Below are 22,225 nucleotides of genomic sequence, written 5' to 3'. Positions count from 1 at the left end.
GTGGCGTGAGTGACCCGCCAATCGCAGCCGAAGGGACCCCAGTGGCAGACCGTCTTGTTGTTCGCGGCGCCCGCGAGCACAACCTGCGCGGCGTCGATCTCGACTTGCCGAGGGACAGCCTGATCGTCTTCACGGGGCTGTCCGGCTCCGGCAAGTCGAGCCTGGCTTTCGACACGATCTTCGCCGAGGGCCAGCGCCGGTACGTCGAGTCGCTCTCGGCGTACGCGCGGCAGTTCCTCGGGCAGATGGACAAGCCCGACGTCGACTTCATCGAGGGCCTCTCGCCCGCGGTCTCGATCGACCAGAAGTCCACGAGCCGCAACCCGCGTTCGACCGTCGGCACGATCACCGAGGTCTACGACTACCTGCGCCTGCTCTACGCCCGCGCCGGCAAGCCGCACTGCCCGCAGTGCGGTGAGGCGATCGGCAAGCAGACGCCGCAGGAGATCGTCGACCAGGTGCTCGCGATGGAGCAGGGCACCAAGTTCCAGGTGCTCGCGCCGGTCATCCGCGGCCGCAAGGGCGAGTACCTCGACCTGTTCCAGAACCTGCAGGGTCAGGGCTACTCGCGCGTGAAGGTCGACGGTGCGGTCTACGCGCTGGCCGAGGTGCCCAAGCTCAAGAAGCAGGAGAAGCACCACATCGCGGTCGTCATCGACCGCCTGAGCGTCAAGGCGGCGCAGAAGCAGCGCCTCACCGACTCGGTGGAGACGGCGCTGCGACTCGCCGACGGCCTGGTCGAGCTCGAGTTCGTCGACCTCCCGGAGACGGACCCGAAGCGGATCAGGGGCTTCTCCGAGAACCTCGCGTGCCCCAACGGCCACCCGCTCGCGATCGAGGACCTGGAGCCGAGGTCGTTCTCCTTCAACTCGCCGTACGGCGCGTGCGTGGTCTGCACGGGCATCGGCGTCAAGAAGGAGGTCGACCCGGAGCTCGTGGTCCCGGACGACGAGCTGAGCCTGGCCGACGGGGCCATCGCGCCGTGGGCCGGCGGGCAGACCGCGGAGTACTTCATCCGCCTGCTGCAGTCGCTTGGCGAGACCATCGGCTACCGGATGGACACGCAGTGGCGGCACCTGCCGGCCAAGGCGCAGAAGGCCATCCTGCACGGCATCGACGAGCAGGTGCACGTCCGCTACAAGAACCGCTACGGCCGTGAGCGCTCCTACTACGCCAACTACGAGGGCGTCATCCCGTTCCTCGAACGGCGTCAGGAGCAGACCGAGTCCGAGTACATGCGGGAGAAGTACGAGGGCTACATGCGCGAGGTCCCGTGCCCCGCGTGTCAGGGCACTCGCCTCAAGCCCGAGATCCTCGCCGTCACGCTGCACCACGGCAAGAAGGGCGACCGCTCCATCGCCGAGGTCTGCGCGATGAGCGTCTCGGAGTGCTCCGACTTCCTCGACGGGCTCAAGCTCGGCAAGCGCGAGTCGATGATCGCGGGCGCGGTGCTCAAGGAGATCCAGGCCCGCCTGCACTTCCTGCTCGACGTCGGCCTCGACTACCTCTCGCTCGACCGCGCCTCCGGCACGCTGTCCGGCGGCGAGGCGCAGCGCATCCGGCTCGCCACCCAGATCGGCTCCGGTCTCGTGGGCGTGCTGTACGTGCTGGACGAGCCGTCGATCGGCCTGCACCAGCGCGACAACCACCGGTTGATCGAGACGCTGACGAGGCTGCGCGACCTCGGCAACACGCTGATCGTCGTCGAGCACGACGAGGACACGATCCGCACGTCGGACTGGGTGGTCGACATCGGCCCCGGCGCCGGTGAGCACGGCGGCAAGGTCGTGCACAGCGGCCCGTACAAGAAGCTGCTGAGCAACAAGGAGTCGATCACCGGCGCGTACCTGTCGGGCCGCAAGTCGATCCCGATGCCCGCGAAGCGCCGCAAGATCGACAAGAAGCGCCAGCTCACTGTCGTGGGTGCCCGCGAGCACAACCTGCGCGGCATCGACGTGGCGTTCCCGCTCGGCACGCTCACGTCGGTCACCGGCGTGTCCGGCTCGGGCAAGTCGACGCTGGTCAACGACATCCTGGCCACGGTGCTCGCGAACAAGCTCAACGGCGCGCGCCAGGTGCCGGGCCGCCACACGCGCATCAACGGCCTGAACGAGGTCGACAAGCTGGTGCGCGTCGACCAGTCGCCGATCGGCCGCACCCCGCGGTCCAACCCGGCCACCTACACCGGCGTGTTCGACCACGTCCGCAAGCTGTTCGCGGCGACCACGGAGGCGAAGGTCCGCGGCTACCAGCCCGGCCGCTTCTCCTTCAACGTCAAGGGCGGCCGCTGCGAGGCGTGCGCGGGCGACGGCACGATCAAGATCGAGATGAACTTCCTCCCGGACGTCTACGTCCCCTGCGAGGTCTGCAAGGGCGCGCGGTACAACCGCGAGACGCTGGAAGTGCACTACAAGGGCAAGACGATCTCCGAGATCCTCGACATGCCGATCGAGGAGGCCACGACGTTCTTCGAGCCGATCAACGCCATCCACCGCCACCTGAAGACGCTGGTCGAGGTCGGTCTGGGCTACGTGCGGCTCGGGCAGCCGGCGCCCACGCTCTCCGGTGGTGAGGCGCAGCGCGTGAAGCTCGCGTCGGAGCTGCAGAAGCGGTCGACGGGCAAGACGGTCTACATCCTCGACGAGCCCACCACGGGCCTGCACTTCGAGGACATCCGCAAGCTGCTGGGCGTCATCAACGGCTTGGTGGACAAGGGGAACACCGTCATCGTCATCGAGCACAACCTCGACGTCATCAAGACGTCCGACTGGATCGTCGACATGGGTCCCGAAGGGGGCTCCGGCGGCGGTATGGTCGTAGCAGAGGGCACGCCCGAGCAGGTCTCGCAGGTCGAGAAGAGCTACACGGGGCAGTTCTTGCTGCAGGTGCTCGAAAACGAGGAGGTGTCGGCAGCAGGGTGATGATTCCACTCGATGCGCTGGCCCACCGCGAGCGCGCCCTTCAGGCGTCGCGCGGGGAGCCCGTGACGTACCCCTTCAGCCTCGTCGAGGCTCTCGACTCGTCGGAGCAGGCACTCCGGCGCGTCGCGACCGTCAGCTGGTTGCGAACCGTGGAACGGCTTCCTCGGCTACTGGACAAGTGAACACCGACGGCCTAGTGGGGCACTGGAGCCCCGCTAGAGCCGTAGTACAGCTCGTGAGGAATTCCCGGTCTGATGTGACTTTTGCCCAGGACCTGTCACTCGGACGAGGTATCCGGGATGATGGCGGCCGTGCCACTGAACCGCTATCGCTTCCACAGCGTGTGGCACGTCGACGCGCCTCCGGACGACGTGTACGAGGTGCTGTCCGACATCGCGAACTACCCGCTGTGGTGGCGCGAGGTCCGCAAGGCCACGAAGATCGACGACGAGACCGGCGAGCTCCGCTGCCGGTCCTTCCTGCCGTTCGACCTGGTCGTGCAGGTCAGGCACAGCATCCGCAACCAGCAGGCAGGTCTGCTGCGGGCCGCTCTGTCCGGTGACCTGGAGGGCTACGCGAGCTGGGAGATCACCGGCCGCGACGGGGGCACCGACCTCGTGTTCGACCAGGAGGTCGTGGTCAACAAGGCGTTGCTGCGGCGCCTGGTGCTGATCGCCAAGCCGTTCTTCCGCGGCAACCACGACATGATGATGCGCGGCGGGCTCAAGGGGCTCAAGCAGGCGCTGGAGGAGAAGGCCGCCGCGCGCCGCGAGCCCTAGTCACCAGTTGTCGCCCAGGCGCACGACCGCGCGGTCGGCGTTGCGCTCGCACTGCAGCGGGTTGGCCACGTTCGGGCGGTCCGGCATCGGGTACTTCGAGCACGTCCACTCGTCGGTGATCCAGAACGTCCCGGTGCCCTGGGTCTGACCTGCCCGGGCCGCGGCGATGTACCGGTCGGCGATGTCGATCGCGACGGGGCAGCCGACGTCGTTCATGTCGGTCACCTTGGTGTAGTCGGTGGCGTCACGGCAGACGACCGGTGCGGGGGTGCAGCGGATGTCCCAGGCCTTCCAGACGTCCTTGGGAATGTCGCCGCAGGGAAAGGTCCCCGGCGCGTCCACCTTCTTCACCTGCCACTTCTGGTCCTTCAGTTCGAAGATGACCGGGAACTCCTGGTCCAGAGGTGGGCCGTACACGGCCGTGGCGAGCACATACCGGTCCTGCTGGCAGTTGATGCCGGCGTAGTACGAGTCGACCCCCTGGGGCTCCGACGGGCGGGGATCAGCGGCCGACAGCACCTCCGGCGTCACCAGTTCGCAGGGCGACTTCGGCAGCACGACCTCCCTCGCCACCAGCGAGGTCGGCACCGACACCTCCTTCATGGTGATGACGAGCTCGGCGGTGTCGTCGGTGAACCGGGTGGCCTGCGCCTCGGTCGCGTCCGCTATGGCCTTCAGCACCTTGGCCTGCTCGGAGGTCAGCCGGTGCCCGACGAACCGGAAGTCGACCCGCACGCCGGCCCGTTCGGTGTGCTCCCGGATGATCGCGCGCACCTCGTCGGCGCTCTTGCCGCACGCGTCGGCGCCGCCGCGGGCGACCACGACGATCCGGTTGGTCTCGCTGCCGCGCAACGGGTAGGCGCGCGCGAAGTCGTCGATCGCGGCGACGACCCCGCTGAGCAGCGTGGGCTTGCCGCTCGGGGTGATCGCGCGGGCGGCGTCGCCGATCCGCGCCGCCTGGCCGGCGCCGGGCGTGACCAGCTCCGCCGTGTCGGGGGTCTCGCACGTGCCGCCGAAGCGGCGCAACGCCAGCGCGTCGTCCGGCGACATGTTCGCGGCCGCCGTCCCGACGGCGTCGGCGACGTCGCGGAAGTCCGCGGACTCGGAGGAGTCGACGAGGAACGTGGTGCGGTGGGCGGGCGTCAGCACGAGCACCAAGCCGCCGCTGACCAACGCCAGCAGCACGAGCACCGCCGCCCCCACCGACAGCCACCGTCTCATCGCACGCCCCCCGGCCCCTTGGCGCGCAACGACGTGAGCGCCTCGGTCATCTGCTGCGCCTCGGCGTTGTACGCGGCCGCGGCACGGGTGTAGACGTCGAGCGGCCCGGCCAGGTTCCCTCCCGACCGCGCCGCGGCGAGCAACTTCTCCGCGCCCGCGACCACCTCGCCCTGCAACGTCCGCAGCCGCACCGACATGTCCCGCAACCGCACCGCGTCCGGTGCGGCCGTCGAGGTCCTCGATCTGGAGGTCGACGACGGCGGCACGGGCCTGTGCCAGCGCGGACTCGGCGAGGTCGAAACGCCCGTCCTCCACGGACTTCGTGGCCGAGTTGAGCTTGTCCACGGTCGGGTTCAGGACGGTGACGACCGACTGCGACGACCGCAGCACCGGTTCGGTGGTGGTGAACCACTCGAGCACGCGCCGCAGCTCTTCCGGCGAGTCCGTGAACGCCGGTGCCTGCTGCTGGAGGCGGGTGGCCAGCCGCGTCAGCTCGGCGCGCTCGTCGCCGACCTGGTAGCCGATAAACCGGAACTCGAGCGACAGCCCGGCCGCCGCGACCCGGTCGCGGATCTGGGCCTGGACGAACTCGGCGTCGGGGTCGCAGGCGTCCTCACCGTGCCGGGTGACGACGATGATCCTGTTGACCTGCTTGGCTTTCAGCGACAGCGGCGTGCTGAAGTCGGCGACCGCCTCGACGATTCCGCGCTGCAGCGTGGCTTCACCGGTCTGTCGCACGGACCGCGCGGCCTCCGCGATCTCCCGCCCGTTGCCCGTGCCGAACCCGACGAGCTGCGTCGTGTTCTCCTCGGACCCGCATTCACCGCCGAAGCTGCGCAACGACTGCGAATCGCGCTCGCCCGAGTTGCCGACGATGGTCGTCAACGCGCCGGTGACGCTCGCCAGGTCCCCTCCGGCCGCGTCGATCAGGAACGTCGTCTTGTAGACGGGCGCGAACGCCGGGACGACCCACCGCACCACGACGACTCCCGTGCCGACGACCAGGACGCCGGTGAGCAGAACGATCAGCAGCCGCCGCACGCTCTTCGGCAGCTCCCAGAAGGTGTTCCACTGCCGGGCGTTGTCGCCGACGATGACGCCCTTGGCCTTGCCGAGGTTCACCGAGTACTTGGCGTCGGGCTCCGTCAGGCCCTCGCGCACCTTGTCGATCGCGTCAGACGTCGTCTGCGACAGCTCGTTCCTCGCGGTGACGGGCGGTCTGAACTCGTCCATGGGAAAACGGTACAGAGTTTGGGGGGAAAGGAAGTCAGCTTCGGTGAGACAGGTGCCTCACCAGGATGGCGAGCTGCTGCGCGTACTTCGCCGCGAACTCGGGCGTCGACGGGTCCTCGCCGGTGATCTGGCCCGCGCTCTGCCGCAACGTCAACGGCGCCGAGGCCGCCGCCATCAACGCCAGCAGCACGTACTCGGGTTCCATGCCCGCGGGGAGCTCGCCCGCGGCCTGGCGCTGGCGCATCTCCTCCACCTGCGCCTGGAAGAACTCCTCGTCGGTCGGCGGGCTGTCGCCGGCCAGGTTCGCCCACGCCCACACGCGGCCGTGGTCGGTGAGCGTGGTCATCACGAAGCCGGACACGACCTCGTCCAGCGCCTGGTGCCGGCTCGCCATCTCGGCCGCGGAGGAGTGCCAGCTCGTGGCGAGCTCCTTGTACAGGCCTTCCTTGCCGCCGAAGTAGTAGGAGATCAGCTGCTTGTTCACGCCCGCGCGCGCGGCGATGTCCGTGGTGCGGGTGGCCGCGTAGCCCTTCGCGCCGAACTCCGCCGCGGCCGCCTCCAGCAGCAGGGCCCGCGTGCGTTCCGGGTCGCGCTTGCGCTCCGAGGCGCGGGGAGAACGGCGTTGATCCACGGCGTCACGGTAGCCGACGGCCAGTTATCAACCAACGGGTTGACTTAATCAACCGTACGGTTGAAACTCGGTGGCATGAGAATCGCGGTGATCGGTGGGGGAATCGGTGGTCTGTGCCTCGCGCACGGGCTGCGTGGGGCCGGCGTGGACGTGGCGGTGTACGAGCGCGAGCTGTCGCGCACGGACCGCCTGCAGGGGTACCGGGTGCACATCAACCCGGACGGTGCGGCGGCGTTGCGGGAGTGCCTGCCCGCGGCGAGCTGGGAGCGGTTCGAGCGGAGCGCGGGCAGTGGCGGCAACGGGTTCGGCTTCCTGGACGAGCGGCTCCGGCCGTTGCTGGTGCTCGACCCGGAGGCGGAACGGCACTACTCGGCCAGCCGGATCACGTTGCGGCAGGTGCTGCTCGACGGGCTGGACGTCCGGTTCGGCCGGCGGTTCGAGCGCTACGAGCAGGGTGACGACATCAAGCTGCACTTCGAGGACGGCTCCGTCGAGTCCTGCGACGTGCTGGTCGGTGCGGACGGGATCCGGTCGCGGGTGCGGGCGCAGTACCTGCCGCACGCGGGCACGGAGAAGATCGGCGTCACGGCGATCGCGGGCAAGCTGTTCCTCGACGACCACGACTGGGTGCCGCGCGAGCTCGTCGACCGGGCCAACACGGTCGTGCCGACGAGCCGGGCCGGCATGTTCCTCGCCGCGCACGACGGGCTCGGCGTGACGGACCAGGACGACCTGTTGTTCGACAACGTGCGTCCCTACCTGATGTGGGCCTACGCGGCGGTGGACCTGACCGTCCACGACGGACTGGACCTGCGCCGCGAGGTGCTGCGCCGGATCGGGCGGTGGAGCCCGGTCCTGACCCGGATCGTCGAGTCGTCGCCGGCGGAGACGGTCAGCGAGTGGCGCATCCAGTCGTCGAAGCCGGTCGAACGCTGGCAGTCGACGAACGTGACGCTGCTCGGCGACGCCATCCACGCCATGACACCGATGCGCGGCGTCGGGGCGAACATCGCCCTCAAGGACGCCCAGTTGCTCGCGCGGTGCATCAGGGAGGGCGGTGACTCCATCGCCCGGTACGAGAAGGAGATGTACGACTACGGTTTCGCGGCCGTGCGCGACTCGCTGCAGGCCGCACGCCGGTTCGCCGACGGGGGACCGGTCGCGCGGACGATCTTCAAGACCGTGCTCAGGACCGCGAGTGCCGTGCCCGCGCTCAAGCGCGCGATGTTCTAGAAAAAAGTTTGAACCGTTCTGGCGCGCTCTACGTGTGATGGGCGTTGGAGGCACTAGCCAGGAGGTTCAGGATGATCCGCAGGAGCGTCGCGGTCGTCGCACTGGGGTTGATCACGCTGACCGCCTGTGCGGGGACGCCGGAGACCAAGCCGGTGGCGCAGCAGCAGCAAGAGGGCGCGGTGGCGCTCAAGACCGCGGAGATCGTGGACCTCGGTCCGGTCGTCACCGACGACCAGGGCTTCACCCTCTACCGGTTCGACGGCGACAAGCCCGGCGAGTCCACTTGCGACGGTGAGTGCGCGGCGGCGTGGCCGCCCGCCACGGTGCCCACCGAGAACTTCGCGGTGGAGGGCGTGGAACAGGGCCTGGTCGGTTCGATCGTCCGCAAGGACGGCAGCCGTCAGATCACGATCGACGGCATGCCGCAGTACCGGTTCGCCAAGGACACCAAGCCCGGCGAGACCAAGGGCCAGGGCCTGCAGGGCAAGTGGTTCGCCACCGGCAGGGACGGCGCCCGCACCCAGCTCGCCGCACGGACCGGTGTCGTCACGGGACTCGGCGCGGTGCTCACCAACAACGCGGGCCTCACGCTCTACCGCTTCGACGACGACACGGCCCAGCCGCCGAAGTCCACTTGCGACGGTGGCTGCGCCGAGGCCTGGCCGCCGGTCCTCGTCGAGGGGGAGGCGCCGCGGGTGAAGGGCGTCGACCCGAAGCTGCTCGGCACCGTCGCCCGCGCGGACGGCACGAAGCAGCTCACCGTCGCGGGCTGGCCGCAGTACACGTTCAAGAACGACAGCAAGCCCGGTGAGGCCAAGGGCGTCACGGTCCCGAAGTGGTTCGCGACGGCGGTCGACGGGAAGAAGGCCCAGCAGAACAAGGCGATCGCGCTCACCAGTGCGACCGTGGGTGATCTCGGGGTCGTCGCCACCGACAAGGACGGAATGACGCTCTACCGGTTCGACGACGACTCCGCGGAACCGCCGACGAGCACCTGCTCCGGCAAGTGCGCGGAGCAGTGGCCGCCCGCCTTCGTCAGCGAGGGCTTCCAGGTGCAGGGCGTGGACGCCTCGCTCGTGGGGACGATCGAGCGGGACGGGAAGAAACAGCTCACCATCGCGGGGTGGCCGCAGTACCTGTTCGCAGGGGACAAGGTCTGCGGTGAGGCCAACGGGCAGGGCGTTGGCGGGAAGTGGTGGGCCACCAAGGCCGACGGAAGTCGCGCCGGCCAGTAGGAAAAGGGGAGAGGAAGGCCCCGGCGGGGAGGGATCCGCCGGGGCTTTTCCCTGCTAACGCAGTCGAAGCAGCACCGCCTGCTCGGGTTCGAGCACCGGCAGCTGGATCCCGACCTCGGACAGCACCGACCCGGGCAGCTGCAGCGGCGCCCAGTCCGCCGGCTGCCGCTGGCACAGCCCCGGATACCCGGCGGGCGCGTCGAACGACACCCGGTACGTCCGCGCCGGGTCGAGTCCAGGCAGCCGCACCCGGCGGGGCTTGTTCTGCACCGTCGTCGCGAGCTGGACGTACCCGAACAGCGCCTCGGAGCGGTCCTGGGCGACGACCCCGTGCACCCACGCCGACGGGTCCGGGTGGTCGGAGTGCACGGAGACACCGCTGTGCACCAACGACCGCACGTCCTTGTAGTACTCGATCGCGCCCTGCAGCCCGGCGCGTTCCTCGTCGGTGGCCGAGTTGATGTCCCATTCGATGCCGAAGTGCCCGAACATCGCCGTGACGACGCGGAACGACAGGTCGTGCACGCGTCCCGTGGTGTGCGACTTCGTCGGCCCGACGTGCGCGCCCATCAGCTCAGGCGGCAGGAACACCCCTGTCCACCGCTGGATCAGCTGGCGCTCCAAGGCGTCGTTGCAGTCCGACGTCCACACGCGGTCCGTGCGCGCGAGCACGCCGAGATCGATCCGACCGCCACCGGACGAACAGCTCTCGATCTCCACGTGCGGGTGGCGCAGCCGAAGTTCGTCGAGCAGCCGGTAGAACGCGGCGGTCTGCTCGTGCACGCGCGAGCCGATCAGGTCGCGGTTGTGGTCCCACTTCACGAACGCGATGTCGTTGTCCGCCAACACGGACGAGACCCGTTCGAGGATGTACGCGTACGCCTCGGGGTGCGCGATGTTCAGCACCTGCTGGTTGCGCGACGGCGGCGGCAGCACGCCGGGACGCGGCCCGAGCACCCAGTCGGGGTGCGCGCGGTACAGGTCGGAGTCCGTGTTGATCATCTCGGGCTCGAACCACAGCCCGAACTCCATGCCCAGCGCGCGAACGTGCTCGATCAACGGCGTCAGCCCGTCCGGCCACACCGTCTCGTCGATGAACCAGTCACCGAGGCCCGCGGAGTCGTCGCGGCGGTGCCGGAACCAGCCGTCGTCCAGCACGAACCGCTCCACGCCGATGGCGGCGGCGGTGTCGGCGAGCGACGTGAGGCGCGCGAGGTCGTGGTCGAAGTACACGGCCTCCCACGTGTTCAGCACGACCGGGCGTGGCCGCAGCGACCGTTCCCGCAGCTGGCGGTGGAACGCGGCGCTGATGCCGTCGATGCCCGCGTCCGAGTACGCCGCGAAGAGCCACGGCGTCTCGTACTCCTGGCCCGCCGCCAGCGTGATCTCGCCCGGCAGCAGCAGTTCGCCGCCGCCCAGGACGGGCTGGCCGTCGACCAGGTTCTCCGCGTACGTCACGTGGTTGCCGCTCCACGCCACGTGCAGCGCCCACACCTCGCCGTCGCGGAACGAGAAGCCCGGCGTGCCCGCCAGCAACCCGATCGTCGCGTCGTGGCCGGTGCGGCCGCGCCGGTTCTCGCGCACCCAGGAGCCGAACTGGAACGCCTGCCGTTGCGGCGAGCGCTCGCGGCTCCAGCGGCCGGTGAAGTCGAGGAGCTCGGTGGCGTGCGAGGGGACGGGGAGCGCGGTTTCCAGGCCCTCCAGCGAGTACGGCGTCGAGCCGTCGTTGCGGACGACGTGCCGCAGCCGCAGCATGCCGGACGGCAGCAGCTCCAGCGTGCCCGTCACGGTCAGCCCGGCCGCCTCGTCCGACGCGACGTACCGGAAGATCGACCCCTCGTGGCCGAAGGAGGTCACCGTCAGCGCGGGGGCGAAGTGGTCGCCCTGGCGGTGCCCGCGCAGACCGGGGCGGCCGAGGTAACCGGCGCCGGCGTCGGGCAGCAGCGCGAGCGGGATCGGCGCGTCGGGCGCGTTGTTCGGGTTGGTCCACGCCACGGACTCGACCAGGCCGCGCAACGCGGCCTGGTCGACGTCTCCGAGCGTGCGCCCCCAGTGCGTCACGACCGGCAGGCTGGCGCCCGCGAGGGTGATGACGACGCTGGAGGTGTCGTCGTGCAGGTGCACGACCTCCGTGTTGCTCATGCGGGCCCCGTCCACATCAAACACAAATGAACATTGTGCCGATCCTCAGGTGCGAAACCCGCGTTGTCAACCGTTGGAGATTGTTGAGTTCTGTCCGATTAGACGACCAGGCTGAGCAGCGCGGCGACCACGAAACCGACCACCGAGAGGATGGTCTCGAGGACCGTCCACGACTGCAGCGTCTCCTTCACCGAGAGCCCGAAGTACCGCGACACGATCCAGAACCCGCCGTCGTTGACGTGCGAGGCGATGATCGACCCGGACGCGATGGCCATGACGACCAGCGCGAGCTGCGGCTGCGAGTAGTCGAGGTCCTTCAGCACCGGTGCCACGATGCCCGCCGTCGTCACGATCGCGACCGTCGCCGACCCCTGCGCGATGCGGATGACGCAGCTGATCACGTACGCCAGCGCGATCACCGGCAGGCCGATGCCCGACAGCTCGTTCGCCAGCGTCTTGCCGATGCCCGTCGCGGCCAGCACGGCGCCGAAGAAGCCACCGGCACCGACCACGAGCAGGATCATCGCGACCGGCTTCAGGGACGCGCTCGACAGTTCCGCGACCTTCTCGCGGGTCATGCCGCGGCGGAAACCCAGCAGCCAGAACGCCAGCAGCACCGAGATCGTCAGCGCGACGGCGGGGGTGCCGAAGAACGTGGCGATCGAGTACAGCTTCGAGCCCTTGGTCAGCAGGATCGAGCCGAACGTGCCGGCGAGGATCAGCACCAGCGGCAGGCCGATGATCGCGAGCACCAGGCCGAGCGACGGAGGATCGCGGTCGTCGCCGCCGTTCTCCGCGCGGGCCACCTCGGCCGCCGCCAGCATCTCCTCCGGGACGGGCACGTTGATGCGCTTGCCGATCCAGTACGAGTACAGGACACCGCCGACGAACCACGACGGGAGCGCCACCGCGAGACCCATGATGATGATCCAGCCGAGGGACACACCGAGAAGACCGGCCGCCGCCACCGGTCCGGGGTGAGGCGGCATGAACGCGTGCATGACCGAAAGGCCCGCCAGCAACGGCATGGCGAACAGCACGATCGACTTGCCGGACCGCTTGGCCGCCACGTAGACGAGCGGCGCGAGCACGAAGATGCCGATGTCGAAGAAGACCGGCACGCCGAAGATCAGGCCCGCGAGACCGATCGCGACCGGCGCGCGCTTCTCGCCGAACGCGCTCATCAGCTTGTCCATCAGGACCTGCGCGCCACCGGACGCCTCGAGGATCGCGCCGAGCAGCGTGCCGAGACCGATGATCGCGGCGATGTGCCCGAGGATCGAGCCGAAGCCCTTCTCCAGCAAGGAGTCCGAGGCCTTCTGGGCCGATCCGACGAGCGCCTCCACCGGCACGCCCGCCGCGAGCGCCACCAGCAGCGCGACGACGATCAGGGCGATGAACGGCTCGACCTTGAACTTGATGATCAGCAGTAGCAGCAGTGCGATGCTGACCACCGCGAGGGTGAGCAAGCCCCCTGTTGAGTGTTGCAACCAGTCGATCACGGGCGGCTCCTGAGTGAATGGCCTGGCAATGAGCCGGTGGCGGTTCCGTCGTCGATCACCGTCACCCCGTTGCAGAACACGTACGGGATGCCGGCGGCCTGCTGTCGCGGCTCGTCGAACGTCGCCGTGTCGGCGATCGTCGCGGGGTCGAACAGCACCAGGTCGGCCGCGTAGCCCTCGCGGACCAGACCCCGGTCGGTGAGCCGCAAACGCTGGGCGGCGCGGCCGGTGAGGTGCTCGACGCACTCCTCCAGGCTCAGCACGCCCAGTTCGCGGACGTAGCGCGCGAAGTAGCGGGGGAACGTCCCCCACGCGCGCGGGTGAGGCCGGTCGCCGACCAGCAGCCCGTCGGAGCCGCCGGTGTGCGCCGGGTGCTTCATGATCGCCTGCACGTTCTCCTCGTGGCCCACGTGCATGAGGCAGGACGTACCCATCCGCTCGTCGACCAACACGTCGAAGTACAGCTCGCCCGGCGCGCGTCCCAGCCGTGCCGCGGACTTCTGCACGCTGGAGCCGACGAGGTGGGCGTTTCGCTCGTGGCGGACGCCGTTGATCTCGATGGAGTCCCAGTCGACCGGCACGCCGTGGCAGCCGTCCGACCCGGTCTCCTCGATCTCGGCGCGGATGCGTTCGCGGGTGTCCACATCGGACAACCGTGCCAGCGCCTTCTCCGGTCCGCCCTCCGTGGCCCACGACGGGAGGAGTGCACTTAGATACGTCGCGCCCGGCAGGTACGGGTAGGTGTCGAGCGAGATGTCCGCGCCATCCGCCATGGCGTCGTCGAGCAGCTTGAGGAGTTCGGGCGCCTTGCCCTTGTTCACCGGGAAGTTCATGGTGGCGTGGGCGAGGTGCAGCGCGCAGCCGGAGCGCTTCGAGACGTCCACCATCTCGGCGTACGCCTCCAGCGCGCCGGCGCCGTAGCTGCGGTGGTGCGGGCTGTAGAAGCCGTTGTGCTGCCCGACGACCTCGCACAGCTGGACCAGTTCGGACGTGTCCGCGTACATGCCCGGGGTGTAGGTGAGCCCGGACGACATGCCCATCGCGCCCTCCGCAAGTGATTGCGCGAGAACGGACCTCATGGTGTCCATTTCGGACTCGGTCGGCGGGCGGTCGTCCCAGCCGACGACGAGCATCCGCAGCGTCCCCTGCGGCACCAGGTACGCCGCGTTCACCGCGATGCCCCGGTCGAGGCGGTCGAGGTACTCGCCGACCGAGCGCCAGTTCCAGTCGAAGCCCGGCGGGTCGTCGTTCCATCCGGCGAGCTGACCGCGCAACGTCGCGAGCACCTCGTCGTCCACCGGCGCGTAGGACAGGCCGTCCTGGCCGAGCACCTCGGTCGTGACGCCCTGCGAGACCTTCGCCAGGTGGTCCGGTTCGGCGAGGACCCGCAGGTCCGAGTGCGAGTGCATGTCGATGAACCCCGGCGCGAGCACCAACCCGTCCGCGTCGATCGAGCGGGTGGCGCTGATCCCGTCCCCGATCGACGAGATCCGGCCGTCCTTGATCCCCACGTCCGCCTGGTAGGCGGGCGCGCCCGTGCCGTCGGCGATCAGCGGTCCGCGCAGGACGACGTCGTCCATCGGTGCACTCCTTCTAGAAGTAGGTGCGGATCAGGTCGACCACGGTGGTGCCCCGCACGACCGGGATGAGCTGCCACTTGTCGAACACGGTGCAGGGGTGGGAGAGACCGAGCCCGATCCAGTCGCCGACGCGGACCGTGGCCTCGGCGCCGAGCTGGAGGAACGCGTGCTGGTCGTTCAGCGCGGTGATCGTCGCTCCCGCCAGCGGGGCGATCGCGCCGTCGCGGCGGCGCACGAGCTGCGGTTCGGGCAGGCCCTCGTCGAACGACGCGTCGCGCTTGCCGATCGTCAGCAGCGCCAGGTCGCGCTGCGGCCGTGACGTCACCTGCGCCCACGCCTTGAGCGCGGGCCGGAACGGTTCTACGCCGTCGATCCGGGAGAACGGCGAGATCCCGCGGTAGAAGCCGTCGTCGTGCGTGATGTACGCGCCGCTGCGCAGCACCGGCGTGACCGGCATCGGCCACGGCTGCGACAGCGTGGCCGCCACCTGGTCGAAGTACGCGCTGCCGCCCGCCGTGACGATCACCGAGTCCAGCTCGTCGAACAGCCCCGCGTCGGCGAGGCGCAGCACCAGCGTGCGCAGGTCGGTGAGGTAGCGGTCCACGACGGCCTGCGACGACTCGGACGCGTCGTGCGCCAGCGCGCCCTCGTAGCCGCCGGCGCCCACGAGTCGCAGCACCGGGCTCTGGTCCACCGCCCGTGCGACGGCCAGTGCCGTCTCCAGGTCGCGCGCGCCCGTCCGGCCACCGGGGGCGCCGAGCTCGACCAGCACGTCGACCGGCCGGGACGGCTGGAGCTCCTGCAGCGTCTCGCTCATCAGCGCGACCCCGGCCTCGGAGTCGGCCCAGCAGCTGAACTCGAAGCCCGGGTCGCCGTCGAGCTCGCGGACGAGCCAGCGCAGCGCGGCGGGGTCGAGCAGCTGGTTCGCCAGCAGGACCCGGCTCACGCCGAACGCCCGGTAGACGCGCAGCTGCGACGCGTTGGCCGCGGTGATGCCCCAGACGCCGTGCTCGACCTGCCGCTGGAAGAGCTGCGGCGCCATCGTGGTCTTGCCGTGCGGCGCGAGCTTCACGCCGTGGTTGTCGCACCACTTGGCCATCGTTGTCAGGTTGTGCGCGAGCGCGTCCTCGTCGAGCACGACGAGCGGCCCGACGAACTCGTCGGCGAACAGGTCGAGGCCCTGCTCGGCCACCTCGCCGATCGTCGAGCCGAACGTGCTCGCCGGCAGGCCCTTGAACCGCCAGCTGACCCGTTCCGCCCTGATGTCCGCGACGGCCGAGAGGTCCATCTCCATCAGATGTTGCATATTTTGCAACTCCCATTGCGCGATGTGATGCTGAGTTGTGTAGCATTCGGTCTCGCCGCCGTCAACGAACACCTCTGGAGCGCGCATGCGGTTCGATCACGTCGGCGGTGTCGTGTGTCTCGGCGAGACCATGGTGATGATGGTTCCGGCTGAACCCGGTCCCGTGCATCTGGTGCGCACGTGGCATCGCGCCGTCGGTGGTGCCGAGTCCAACGTCGCCGTGCACCTGACCCGCCTCGGCGTCCGCTCGTCGTGGGTCAGCGCGGTGGGCGACGACCCGTTCGGCCTCGCGGTGCTCGACACCGTGGGCGGTTTCGGCGTCGACGTGTCCGGCGTCCGGGTCGACCCGGCGCGCCCGACCGGCCTGTACGTCAAGGAGGCCTCGCCGCACGGCAGCCCGGTGCGCTACTACCGGCGCGGGTCGGCGGCCTCGGGCATGGGCCTCGAGATGATCGACCGCCTCGGGCTCGGCGAGGTCGCGTTGGTGCACCTCAGCGGCATCACGCCCGCCCTGTCCGACTCGTGCCTCGCGATGATGCGCGAACTGCTGCGCCGGCCGCGGCACGGGTTCCGGATCTCGTTCGACCTGAACTGGCGGCCCGCGCTGTGGACCGACCGCGACCCGCGCGTGCTGCGGGAGCTCGCCGACCTCGCCGACGTCGTGCTGGCCGGTGCCGACGAGGCGGAACTGGTCTGGGGCACGGGCGATCCCGCGCGGTTGCGGCAGCTGCTGCCCGGCCCGGCGTCGCTGGTGGTCAAGCAGGGCGCGGACGGCGCGACGCTGCTGGAGGACGGCGAATCGTACTTCGAGCCGGCGCTGGAGGTCGAGGTCGTGGAACCGGTCGGCGCCGGTGACGCGTTCGCGGCGGGCTTCCTCGCGGCCACCCTGGCGGGCGAGTCCCCGTCGGTCCGGCTGCGCGCCGGCCACCTGCAGGCGGCGTCCGCGTTGCTGACCGCCGAGGACGTCGGAGATCCTTTGCCCGAGGACGTGACGCTTCCGCTGCTGCACGCCGATCCGCAGACCTGGGCGTCCGCCCGCCTGGAGGTGTAGATGAGCCAGAGTCTCGACAGAGCGCTCACCCTGGTGAGCCAGCTCGCGACGGGCCCGAAGACGCTGGACGAGCTGTCCGCCGTGATCGAGGTCCACAAGTCGACGACGCTGAGGCTGCTGCGCACGCTCGAGTCGCACCGCTTCGTGCAACGCGACGGCGTGCACCACTACCGCCTGGGCACGGCGCTGTTCGACCTCGCCAACCGCGCCCTGGAGGAACGCGACGTCCGCCGCGCGGCCGAACCCGCGTTGCGCGACCTAAACTCCCGCCTCGGCCACACCGTCCACCTCGCGTCCTACGAGGACGGTGAGGTGATCTACATCGACAAGTACGAGTCCAGGCACCAGATGCGCATGTACTCGCGCATCGGCCGCCGCGCCCCGTTGCACTGCACGGCCGTGGCGAAGATCCTGCTGGCCGACCTGTCCCCGGCCGCGTTGCAGAAGGTGCTGGCCGGCATGGAGTTCCCTCGCCTCACGGAGAACACGATCCTCGGCCCCGCCGCGTACGTGGCGGAGCTGGAACGCGTGCGCGCCAACGGGTACGCCGTCGACAACTCCGAGCACGAGGACTTCATCCACTGCATCGCCGCACCCATCCGCGGCGCGCGCGGCGAGGTGCTCGCGGCCGTCTCGATGTCCGTGCCGAAGGTGCTGCTCGACTACGACGGCCTGCTCTCGCACCTGCCGGACCTGCTCGCCACCGCCGAAGCCGCGTCGGTCGAATGCGGTTATGTTCCAAGATAAAGGGAGTTCCGTTGTCCAAGGTTGAGATCAAGACCGCAGACGCGCCGCAGCCGGTGGCCCGTTTCTCGCAGGGTGTGCGCAAGGGCAACATCCTGCAGGTGGCCGGCCAGGTCGCGTTCGACCCGAAGTCCGGCGAGATCGTCGGCACCACCGTCGCCGAGCAGACGCGCCAGACGTTCGCGAATCTGCACGCCGTGCTGGCCGCCGGTGGCGCGTCCATCGACGACGTCGTGATGATCCGCGTGTACCTCACCGACACCGCGCACTTCGCGGAGCTGAACGAGGTGTACGGCGAGTTCGTCACGGACCCGGCGCCTGCCCGCACCACCGTGTACGTCGGTCTGCCGGCCGGGTTGCTGGTGGAGATCGACGCGCTGGCCGTCGTCGACTGACCTCCTCGCACGACAACGGCCCCGCGGAACGCTGTCCGCGGGGCCGTTGTCGTGGGTGTCAACGTCGCGTCTTGCCTCCCGCGTAGCTCACGGAGGTGACGGCGGTGCGTGCCGTGGGGGACGTGCCGAACGAGCCGAGGTAGGTGTAGACCTCACCGGCCGGGTCGCGCCACGTGAGCAGGACGTCACCGTTGTTCGTCTTGAACATCGTGGTGTCGGTGCCCGCCTCGTGGAAGTCGCGGATCTCCCAGGCGCTGAACGGAAGCGCGGGCGCCGACTGGCCGCTGGTGTTCACCAGACCGTTGGCGTCGCGGACGCTCACCTCCAGGCGTCCGGTGCCGGCGATCACCGCGGCGGGCGCACCGGCCGCGACCAGCGAGCCGATGGGCTGCCAGGTGCCGGGGAAGCCGGACGTGCCCTCGAGCTGGGTGTAGATCCTGTTGTCCGCGCGGCGGACCACGATCTGCACCTTGCCTCCGGGCTGCACGACGGCGGCGGGTTTGCCGAGGACGTCGGTGACGCCGGTACCACGCGTGCCGGTGAGCGTCGTGCCGTCGAACTTGCTCGCGCGCACCGAACCGTCGGTGTAGCGGCCGACGATCTCGATGGCGTCTCCGTTGCGCAGCGCGGAGAAGTCCGCGGTCAGGCCGGAGCCGCCGAGCGAACGCCACGCGCCGAACCTGCCCTGCTCCGGCGCGCCCCACAGCACGAGCTGCTTGCTGTACCAGAGGCCACCCGAGGCGTCGACCCCGAACGAGACGAGGAGGTTGTCCTTGTCCCGCACCAGGGCCGGGCTGCTCACGAACTTGCCCGCGCGTTCGGTGAAGGTGGGTGACCACTCGGCCCGGTTCTTCGAGATCTGGCTGCGGCTGCGGATGACCGCGTCGGCGCTGCTGTTCGCCTGCACCTCGATCTTCCCGTCCGGGTACAGACCGAAGCCGACCGCGCCGGTGAACTGCTCGTGGCCGGGCAGCACCGCGTGGTCGACCAGCAGGATGTCATTGCTGTGGCGTTGCCTGCCGTGCAGCAACTGCCCCTTCCCGTTGACCGCGAAGTAGTTCACCAGGTTGTCGTCGCCCTGGTACGCGCCGAGCGGCGCGGTGTAGTTCGGGGTCAGCGTCGGCGTGGCCGGAGGAGTGATGTCGCCGCCGAGCACCTGGCACGCGTCCGGAGCGCCCTCGATCTGCCAGGCGGACGACCAGCCGTCGGAGATGAACTTGCCCGAGTCGGGCGCCCATGATCCGTTGCCGGCGTAGCGGTACCACCTCAGCTGACCGGTGTCGGCCTTGAGCGCGTAGAAGACGCCTCCGCCGACCGAGGCCACGTCGGAGAACTGACCCCAGCCGGAGTCACCGACCTGGCGCGCGTACTCGAGCCAGCGCTGGCTGTCGGCATCGTACTGGTAGCGGAACAGCTTGCCGTCAGTCGACCTGGCGAAGAGACCGCCGGGTCCGTCGGCGAAGATCATGTCGTACTTCGTGCCCCAGCCGGTGTCGATGATCCGCTCTGACCAGGTGCCGGTGCTCTCGTCGAAACGCCACCAGTGCAGTGCGTTGTCGGACGGCATGCCGTAGAAGTCGCCGCGCGAGTCGATCGCGAGCCGGGTTTTGGAGGCGGCGTCACCCCAGCCGTGCCAGCCCGTGGCGATCGGGTCGGAGGCCCCGTTGCGGTCCCAGCCGTTGCCGTCCCAGCGGAACTTGTTGATCACGCCTTCCGGCGTGAACTCGTACACGCGGCCGCCGGGACCGGTGCGCATCTGCCCGTCCCACGAGAACCCGATGCCGCGGTTCGCGTTCCAGACCGGGTTGCCGTTCTCCGGCTCCTGGTGGGCGCGGAGCTCGAGTCCGGTGTCGGGATGCCGCACGAAGACCGGTGCCGCGGTCTGGCACGACAGCGTGCCGGCCGCGGTCGCCGTCGTGGCGAGCACGGGTGTGGCGAGACCGGCGGCCGTGAACACCGCCAGCGCGATTCCTCTTGCTCTCACAGAGATTCCCCAATGGTCGTTGCCAAGGCAGGACGAGGAACGTCCCCGGCGGCCGTGCCACCGAGGACGTTCCTCCGAACGGGATCAGGACCTGGTCTTGCCGCCGGCGTAGACCGGCTCGACGGCCTGGGAGGAGCGCTGGGCCGTGCCCTGCGCGAGGGACGGACCGAAGGTGCCGCGGTAGGCCCAGACCTCGCCCATCGGGTCACGCCACGCCAGCATCACGCTGTTGTCGCTCCAGCGGACCATGGTCGGATCGGTCGAGGCCTCGTGGAAGTCGCGGATCTCCCAGGGGCGGAACCCGGTGTTCTCCTGGCTCTGCCCGGTGGTGTGGACGAGGTCGTCCTCGCCACGCGCCGCGATCTCGACTCCGTTGCTCGCGGTGACCGCGGCGGTGGGAGCGCCCTTGGCGACGAGGCCGTCGACGACCGTCCACGCGCCGGGGAAGCCCGTCGAGCCCTGCTTCTGCGTGTAGATCTTGTTGTCGTTCCTGCGCACCAGCACGCGCACGGTGTTGTCCTGGTGCAGGATGGCCGCGGGCTTGCCCTTCACGTCGGTGCCGCCGAGGTGCGTCCACGTACCGAGTGCCGCGTTGGTGACGCGGGCGACGCGGACCGAGTTGTCGGAGTGGCGGGCGACCACGTCGAACGAGGAGCCGTTGGCCACCACGGTGAAGTCGGGCGTCAGACCCGCGCCGCCGAGCGAGCGCCACGCGGTGAACCGGCCGTCGGCCGCGATCTGCTTGCGGTACCACAGCTGTCCCTCGGCGCCGACGCCGAACGACGACTGGAGCCCGTCGCTTCCCTTGACCAGCACCGAGTCCCCGGCGAGGTGACCGCGGTGCAGCTGCACCACGTCGTCGTCCGGGAAGTAGCCGTTCACGTTCAACTGCTTCTTGCCGCGCGTCTCCGCGTCGGCGGAGCTCTGGGCGTGGACCTCGAACTTGTTCGCCTCGGTCGTCCCCACCGCGGTGGCCGAGTTCAGCGCCGCCGCGGGCTGGCCGGTGTAGGCGGTGTGGCCCTTCAGCGCCTGGTGGTCGACCAGCAGGATGTCACCGGAGTTGCGCTGACGGCCGTGGTACAGGGTGCCCTTGTCGTTGACGAAGAAGTAGTTCGCGAGCTTGTCCGCGGTCGTGCCCTCGACGAGGGTGAGCGGGGCGGTGAAGTTCGGCTGGATCGTGGGGCGCGTCGTGACCGGGTGGCCGATCAGGCGGCAGTCGCTCGGGTACGCCACGACGTCGAGCTCGTTGTACCAGCCGTAACCGACGACCTTGCCGAGGTTGGTGTTCGGGTCGCCGGGTGCCCAGGTGTTGCTGTCCTCGAGGTAGCGGTACCAGAGCAGCTGGCCCAGGCCGTCCTGGCCGGGCCACGTGCCGTAGAGGATGTCGCCGCCGGGTGAGAACACGCGGTTGAACATGTTCCAGCCGGCCCCGACGTACTGCCCGTACTGCAGGAACCGGTCGGCCGCCGCGTCGTAGCGGAAGCGGAACAGCTGCCCGTCGGGCTTGCGGGCGTACAGCACGCCGTCGCCGGCCGCGACGATCAGGTTGTACTGCTCCCAGCCGGTGTCGAGGACCTTGCCGCCACCGGTCTCGGCGGTCCAGCGGCCGTCGTCCCCGCCCTCCCAGACGAACATCTTCAGCTTGCCGTCCGGGTTGATCTCGAACAGCCGGCCCTTCTCGTCGACCGTCACCTTGTTGCGGTGTTCGGCCTGGCTGTACCGGGCCCAGCCGCTTCCCACGACCGAGTACTGCCCGCCGCCCGGCATCGTCGCCCAGCCGGGGCCGTTCGGCGTGTCGACGATTCGCAGTCGCCGCAGTTGCCCGCTCGCGTCGCCCTGGCCGTCACCGACGAGGTGGTAGACGATGCCTTCGGGGCCGGCGAGCGCGCGGCCGATCTGCCAGCCGCTGCTGGGGATGTCCTGTCGTGCGCTCCACACGAAGTTGCCGTTCTCCGGCTCCTGGTGCGGGTAGCGGAAGACGTTGCCGCTCTGTGTGACGCCGACGACGTTGACGGCGGAGTTGCAGTTGAGCTGGGAAGCGGCGGACGCGACGGGGGCGCCCGGTGCGACGGCCAGGGACAGGCCCACGACGCCGGCGAGGGTCACGCCCAGGCCGGATCTGCGCGCGCGAGAACGACGCGTTGACATTAACTCCCCCAGAAGTCGAGTCATTGTGGACAGTCGCGACCGGTTGTGCCGTCGCTGTTCCACGATCTGCGGAGCGGACCGTAACCCAGCACCCGTGGAGATCGCCAGGGCCGATCAGGT

At 69.6% G+C, this 22,225-nt stretch carries 16 protein-coding genes; 8 read left to right on the top strand and 8 right to left on the bottom strand.

Annotated elements, in window-relative coordinates; all coding sequences use genetic code 11:
* Positions 1–41 precede the first annotated feature (41 nt).
* The 3 genes from uvrA (at position 42) to ABZX02_RS31715 (ending at position 3,700) form a co-directional block, all read left to right on the top strand.
* Positions 42–2,921 (top strand): excinuclease ABC subunit UvrA, encoded by a 2,880-nt coding sequence (gene uvrA / locus ABZX02_RS31725; RefSeq protein ID WP_355303645.1) that lies wholly within the window; start codon positions 42–44, stop codon positions 2,919–2,921.
* On the top strand, positions 2,921–3,103 hold the full coding sequence (locus ABZX02_RS31720; protein ID WP_355303643.1) for a hypothetical protein: 183 nt from the start codon (positions 2,921–2,923) through the stop codon (positions 3,101–3,103). Before uvrA ends, ABZX02_RS31720 begins: the two co-directional genes overlap by 1 nt.
* A gap of 129 nt (positions 3,104–3,232) precedes the next feature.
* Positions 3,233–3,700, top strand: coding sequence for an SRPBCC family protein (locus ABZX02_RS31715; protein ID WP_355303641.1), 468 nt, complete (start codon positions 3,233–3,235; stop codon positions 3,698–3,700).
* Here ABZX02_RS31715 and ABZX02_RS31710 read toward each other — a convergent pair whose 3' ends face one another.
* Together ABZX02_RS31710 and ABZX02_RS31705 are read right to left on the bottom strand one after the other, a co-directional pair.
* Complete coding sequence (locus tag ABZX02_RS31710; protein WP_355303639.1) at positions 3,701–6,154, bottom strand: hypothetical protein; 2,454 nt, start codon at positions 6,152–6,154, stop codon at positions 3,701–3,703. It lies immediately after the preceding gene.
* A 34-nt stretch (positions 6,155–6,188) separates the two neighbouring features.
* Complete coding sequence (locus ABZX02_RS31705; RefSeq protein WP_355303637.1) at positions 6,189–6,785, bottom strand: TetR family transcriptional regulator; 597 nt, start codon at positions 6,783–6,785, stop codon at positions 6,189–6,191.
* Positions 6,786–6,860: 75 nt separating this feature from the next.
* Here ABZX02_RS31705 and ABZX02_RS31700 point away from each other — a divergent pair, with 75 nt between their 5' ends.
* Both ABZX02_RS31700 and ABZX02_RS31695 read left to right on the top strand, forming a co-directional pair.
* Positions 6,861–8,018, top strand: coding sequence for an NAD(P)/FAD-dependent oxidoreductase (locus ABZX02_RS31700; protein ID WP_355303635.1), 1,158 nt, complete (start codon positions 6,861–6,863; stop codon positions 8,016–8,018).
* A gap of 71 nt (positions 8,019–8,089) precedes the next feature.
* On the top strand, positions 8,090–9,253 hold the full coding sequence (locus ABZX02_RS31695) for a hypothetical protein (protein WP_355303633.1): 1,164 nt from the start codon (positions 8,090–8,092) through the stop codon (positions 9,251–9,253).
* Between the two features lie 54 nt (positions 9,254–9,307).
* Here the strand turns inward: ABZX02_RS31695 and ABZX02_RS31690 are convergent, their stop codons facing one another.
* The 4 genes from ABZX02_RS31690 to ABZX02_RS31675 form a co-directional block, all read right to left on the bottom strand.
* On the bottom strand, positions 9,308–11,395 hold the full coding sequence (locus ABZX02_RS31690) for an alpha-galactosidase (protein WP_355303631.1): 2,088 nt from the start codon (positions 11,393–11,395) through the stop codon (positions 9,308–9,310).
* A 98-nt stretch (positions 11,396–11,493) separates the two neighbouring features.
* The gene (locus ABZX02_RS31685; RefSeq protein WP_355303629.1) at positions 11,494–12,897 is read right to left on the bottom strand and encodes a gluconate:H+ symporter; all 1,404 of its coding nucleotides are present in this window, start codon (positions 12,895–12,897) and stop codon (positions 11,494–11,496) included.
* On the bottom strand, positions 12,894–14,477 hold the full coding sequence (locus tag ABZX02_RS31680) for a D-aminoacylase (RefSeq protein ID WP_355303627.1): 1,584 nt from the start codon (positions 14,475–14,477) through the stop codon (positions 12,894–12,896). Before ABZX02_RS31680 ends, ABZX02_RS31685 begins: the two co-directional genes overlap by 4 nt.
* A 13-nt stretch (positions 14,478–14,490) precedes the next feature.
* Entirely contained in the window at positions 14,491–15,783 is a 1,293-nt protein-coding gene (locus tag ABZX02_RS31675) for an amino acid deaminase (protein WP_355303625.1), read from the bottom strand.
* 85 nt (positions 15,784–15,868) lie between these two features.
* Here ABZX02_RS31675 and ABZX02_RS31670 point away from each other — a divergent pair, with 85 nt between their 5' ends.
* The 3 genes from ABZX02_RS31670 to ABZX02_RS31660 are packed head-to-tail and all read left to right on the top strand — an operon-like array spanning position 15,869 to position 17,973.
* Positions 15,869–16,834 (top strand): sugar kinase, encoded by a 966-nt coding sequence (locus ABZX02_RS31670; protein WP_355303623.1) that lies wholly within the window; start codon positions 15,869–15,871, stop codon positions 16,832–16,834.
* Positions 16,835–17,581 carry an IclR family transcriptional regulator gene (locus tag ABZX02_RS31665; RefSeq protein WP_355303621.1) on the top strand — a complete coding sequence of 249 codons (747 nt, stop codon included), beginning with the start codon at positions 16,835–16,837 and terminating at the stop codon, positions 17,579–17,581.
* 11 nt (positions 17,582–17,592) lie between these two features.
* The gene (locus tag ABZX02_RS31660; RefSeq protein ID WP_030481733.1) at positions 17,593–17,973 is read left to right on the top strand and encodes a Rid family detoxifying hydrolase; all 381 of its coding nucleotides are present in this window, start codon (positions 17,593–17,595) and stop codon (positions 17,971–17,973) included.
* 58 nt (positions 17,974–18,031) lie between these two features.
* Here ABZX02_RS31660 and ABZX02_RS31655 read toward each other — a convergent pair whose 3' ends face one another.
* Both ABZX02_RS31655 and ABZX02_RS31650 read right to left on the bottom strand, forming a co-directional pair.
* The gene (locus ABZX02_RS31655) at positions 18,032–19,957 is read right to left on the bottom strand and encodes a tachylectin-related carbohydrate-binding protein (protein ID WP_355303619.1); all 1,926 of its coding nucleotides are present in this window, start codon (positions 19,955–19,957) and stop codon (positions 18,032–18,034) included.
* An 84-nt stretch (positions 19,958–20,041) separates the two neighbouring features.
* Positions 20,042–22,063 carry a tachylectin-related carbohydrate-binding protein gene (locus ABZX02_RS31650; protein WP_355303617.1) on the bottom strand — a complete coding sequence of 674 codons (2,022 nt, stop codon included), beginning with the start codon at positions 22,061–22,063 and terminating at the stop codon, positions 20,042–20,044.
* Between the last annotated feature and the right edge of the window lie 162 nt (positions 22,064–22,225).

This window comes from Lentzea sp. NPDC003310, assembly GCF_040610935.1.
In the GTDB taxonomy this organism is placed as follows: Bacteria; Actinomycetota; Actinomycetes; order Mycobacteriales; family Pseudonocardiaceae; genus Lentzea.
This window is presented reverse-complemented; position numbering and strand designations above follow the sequence as displayed.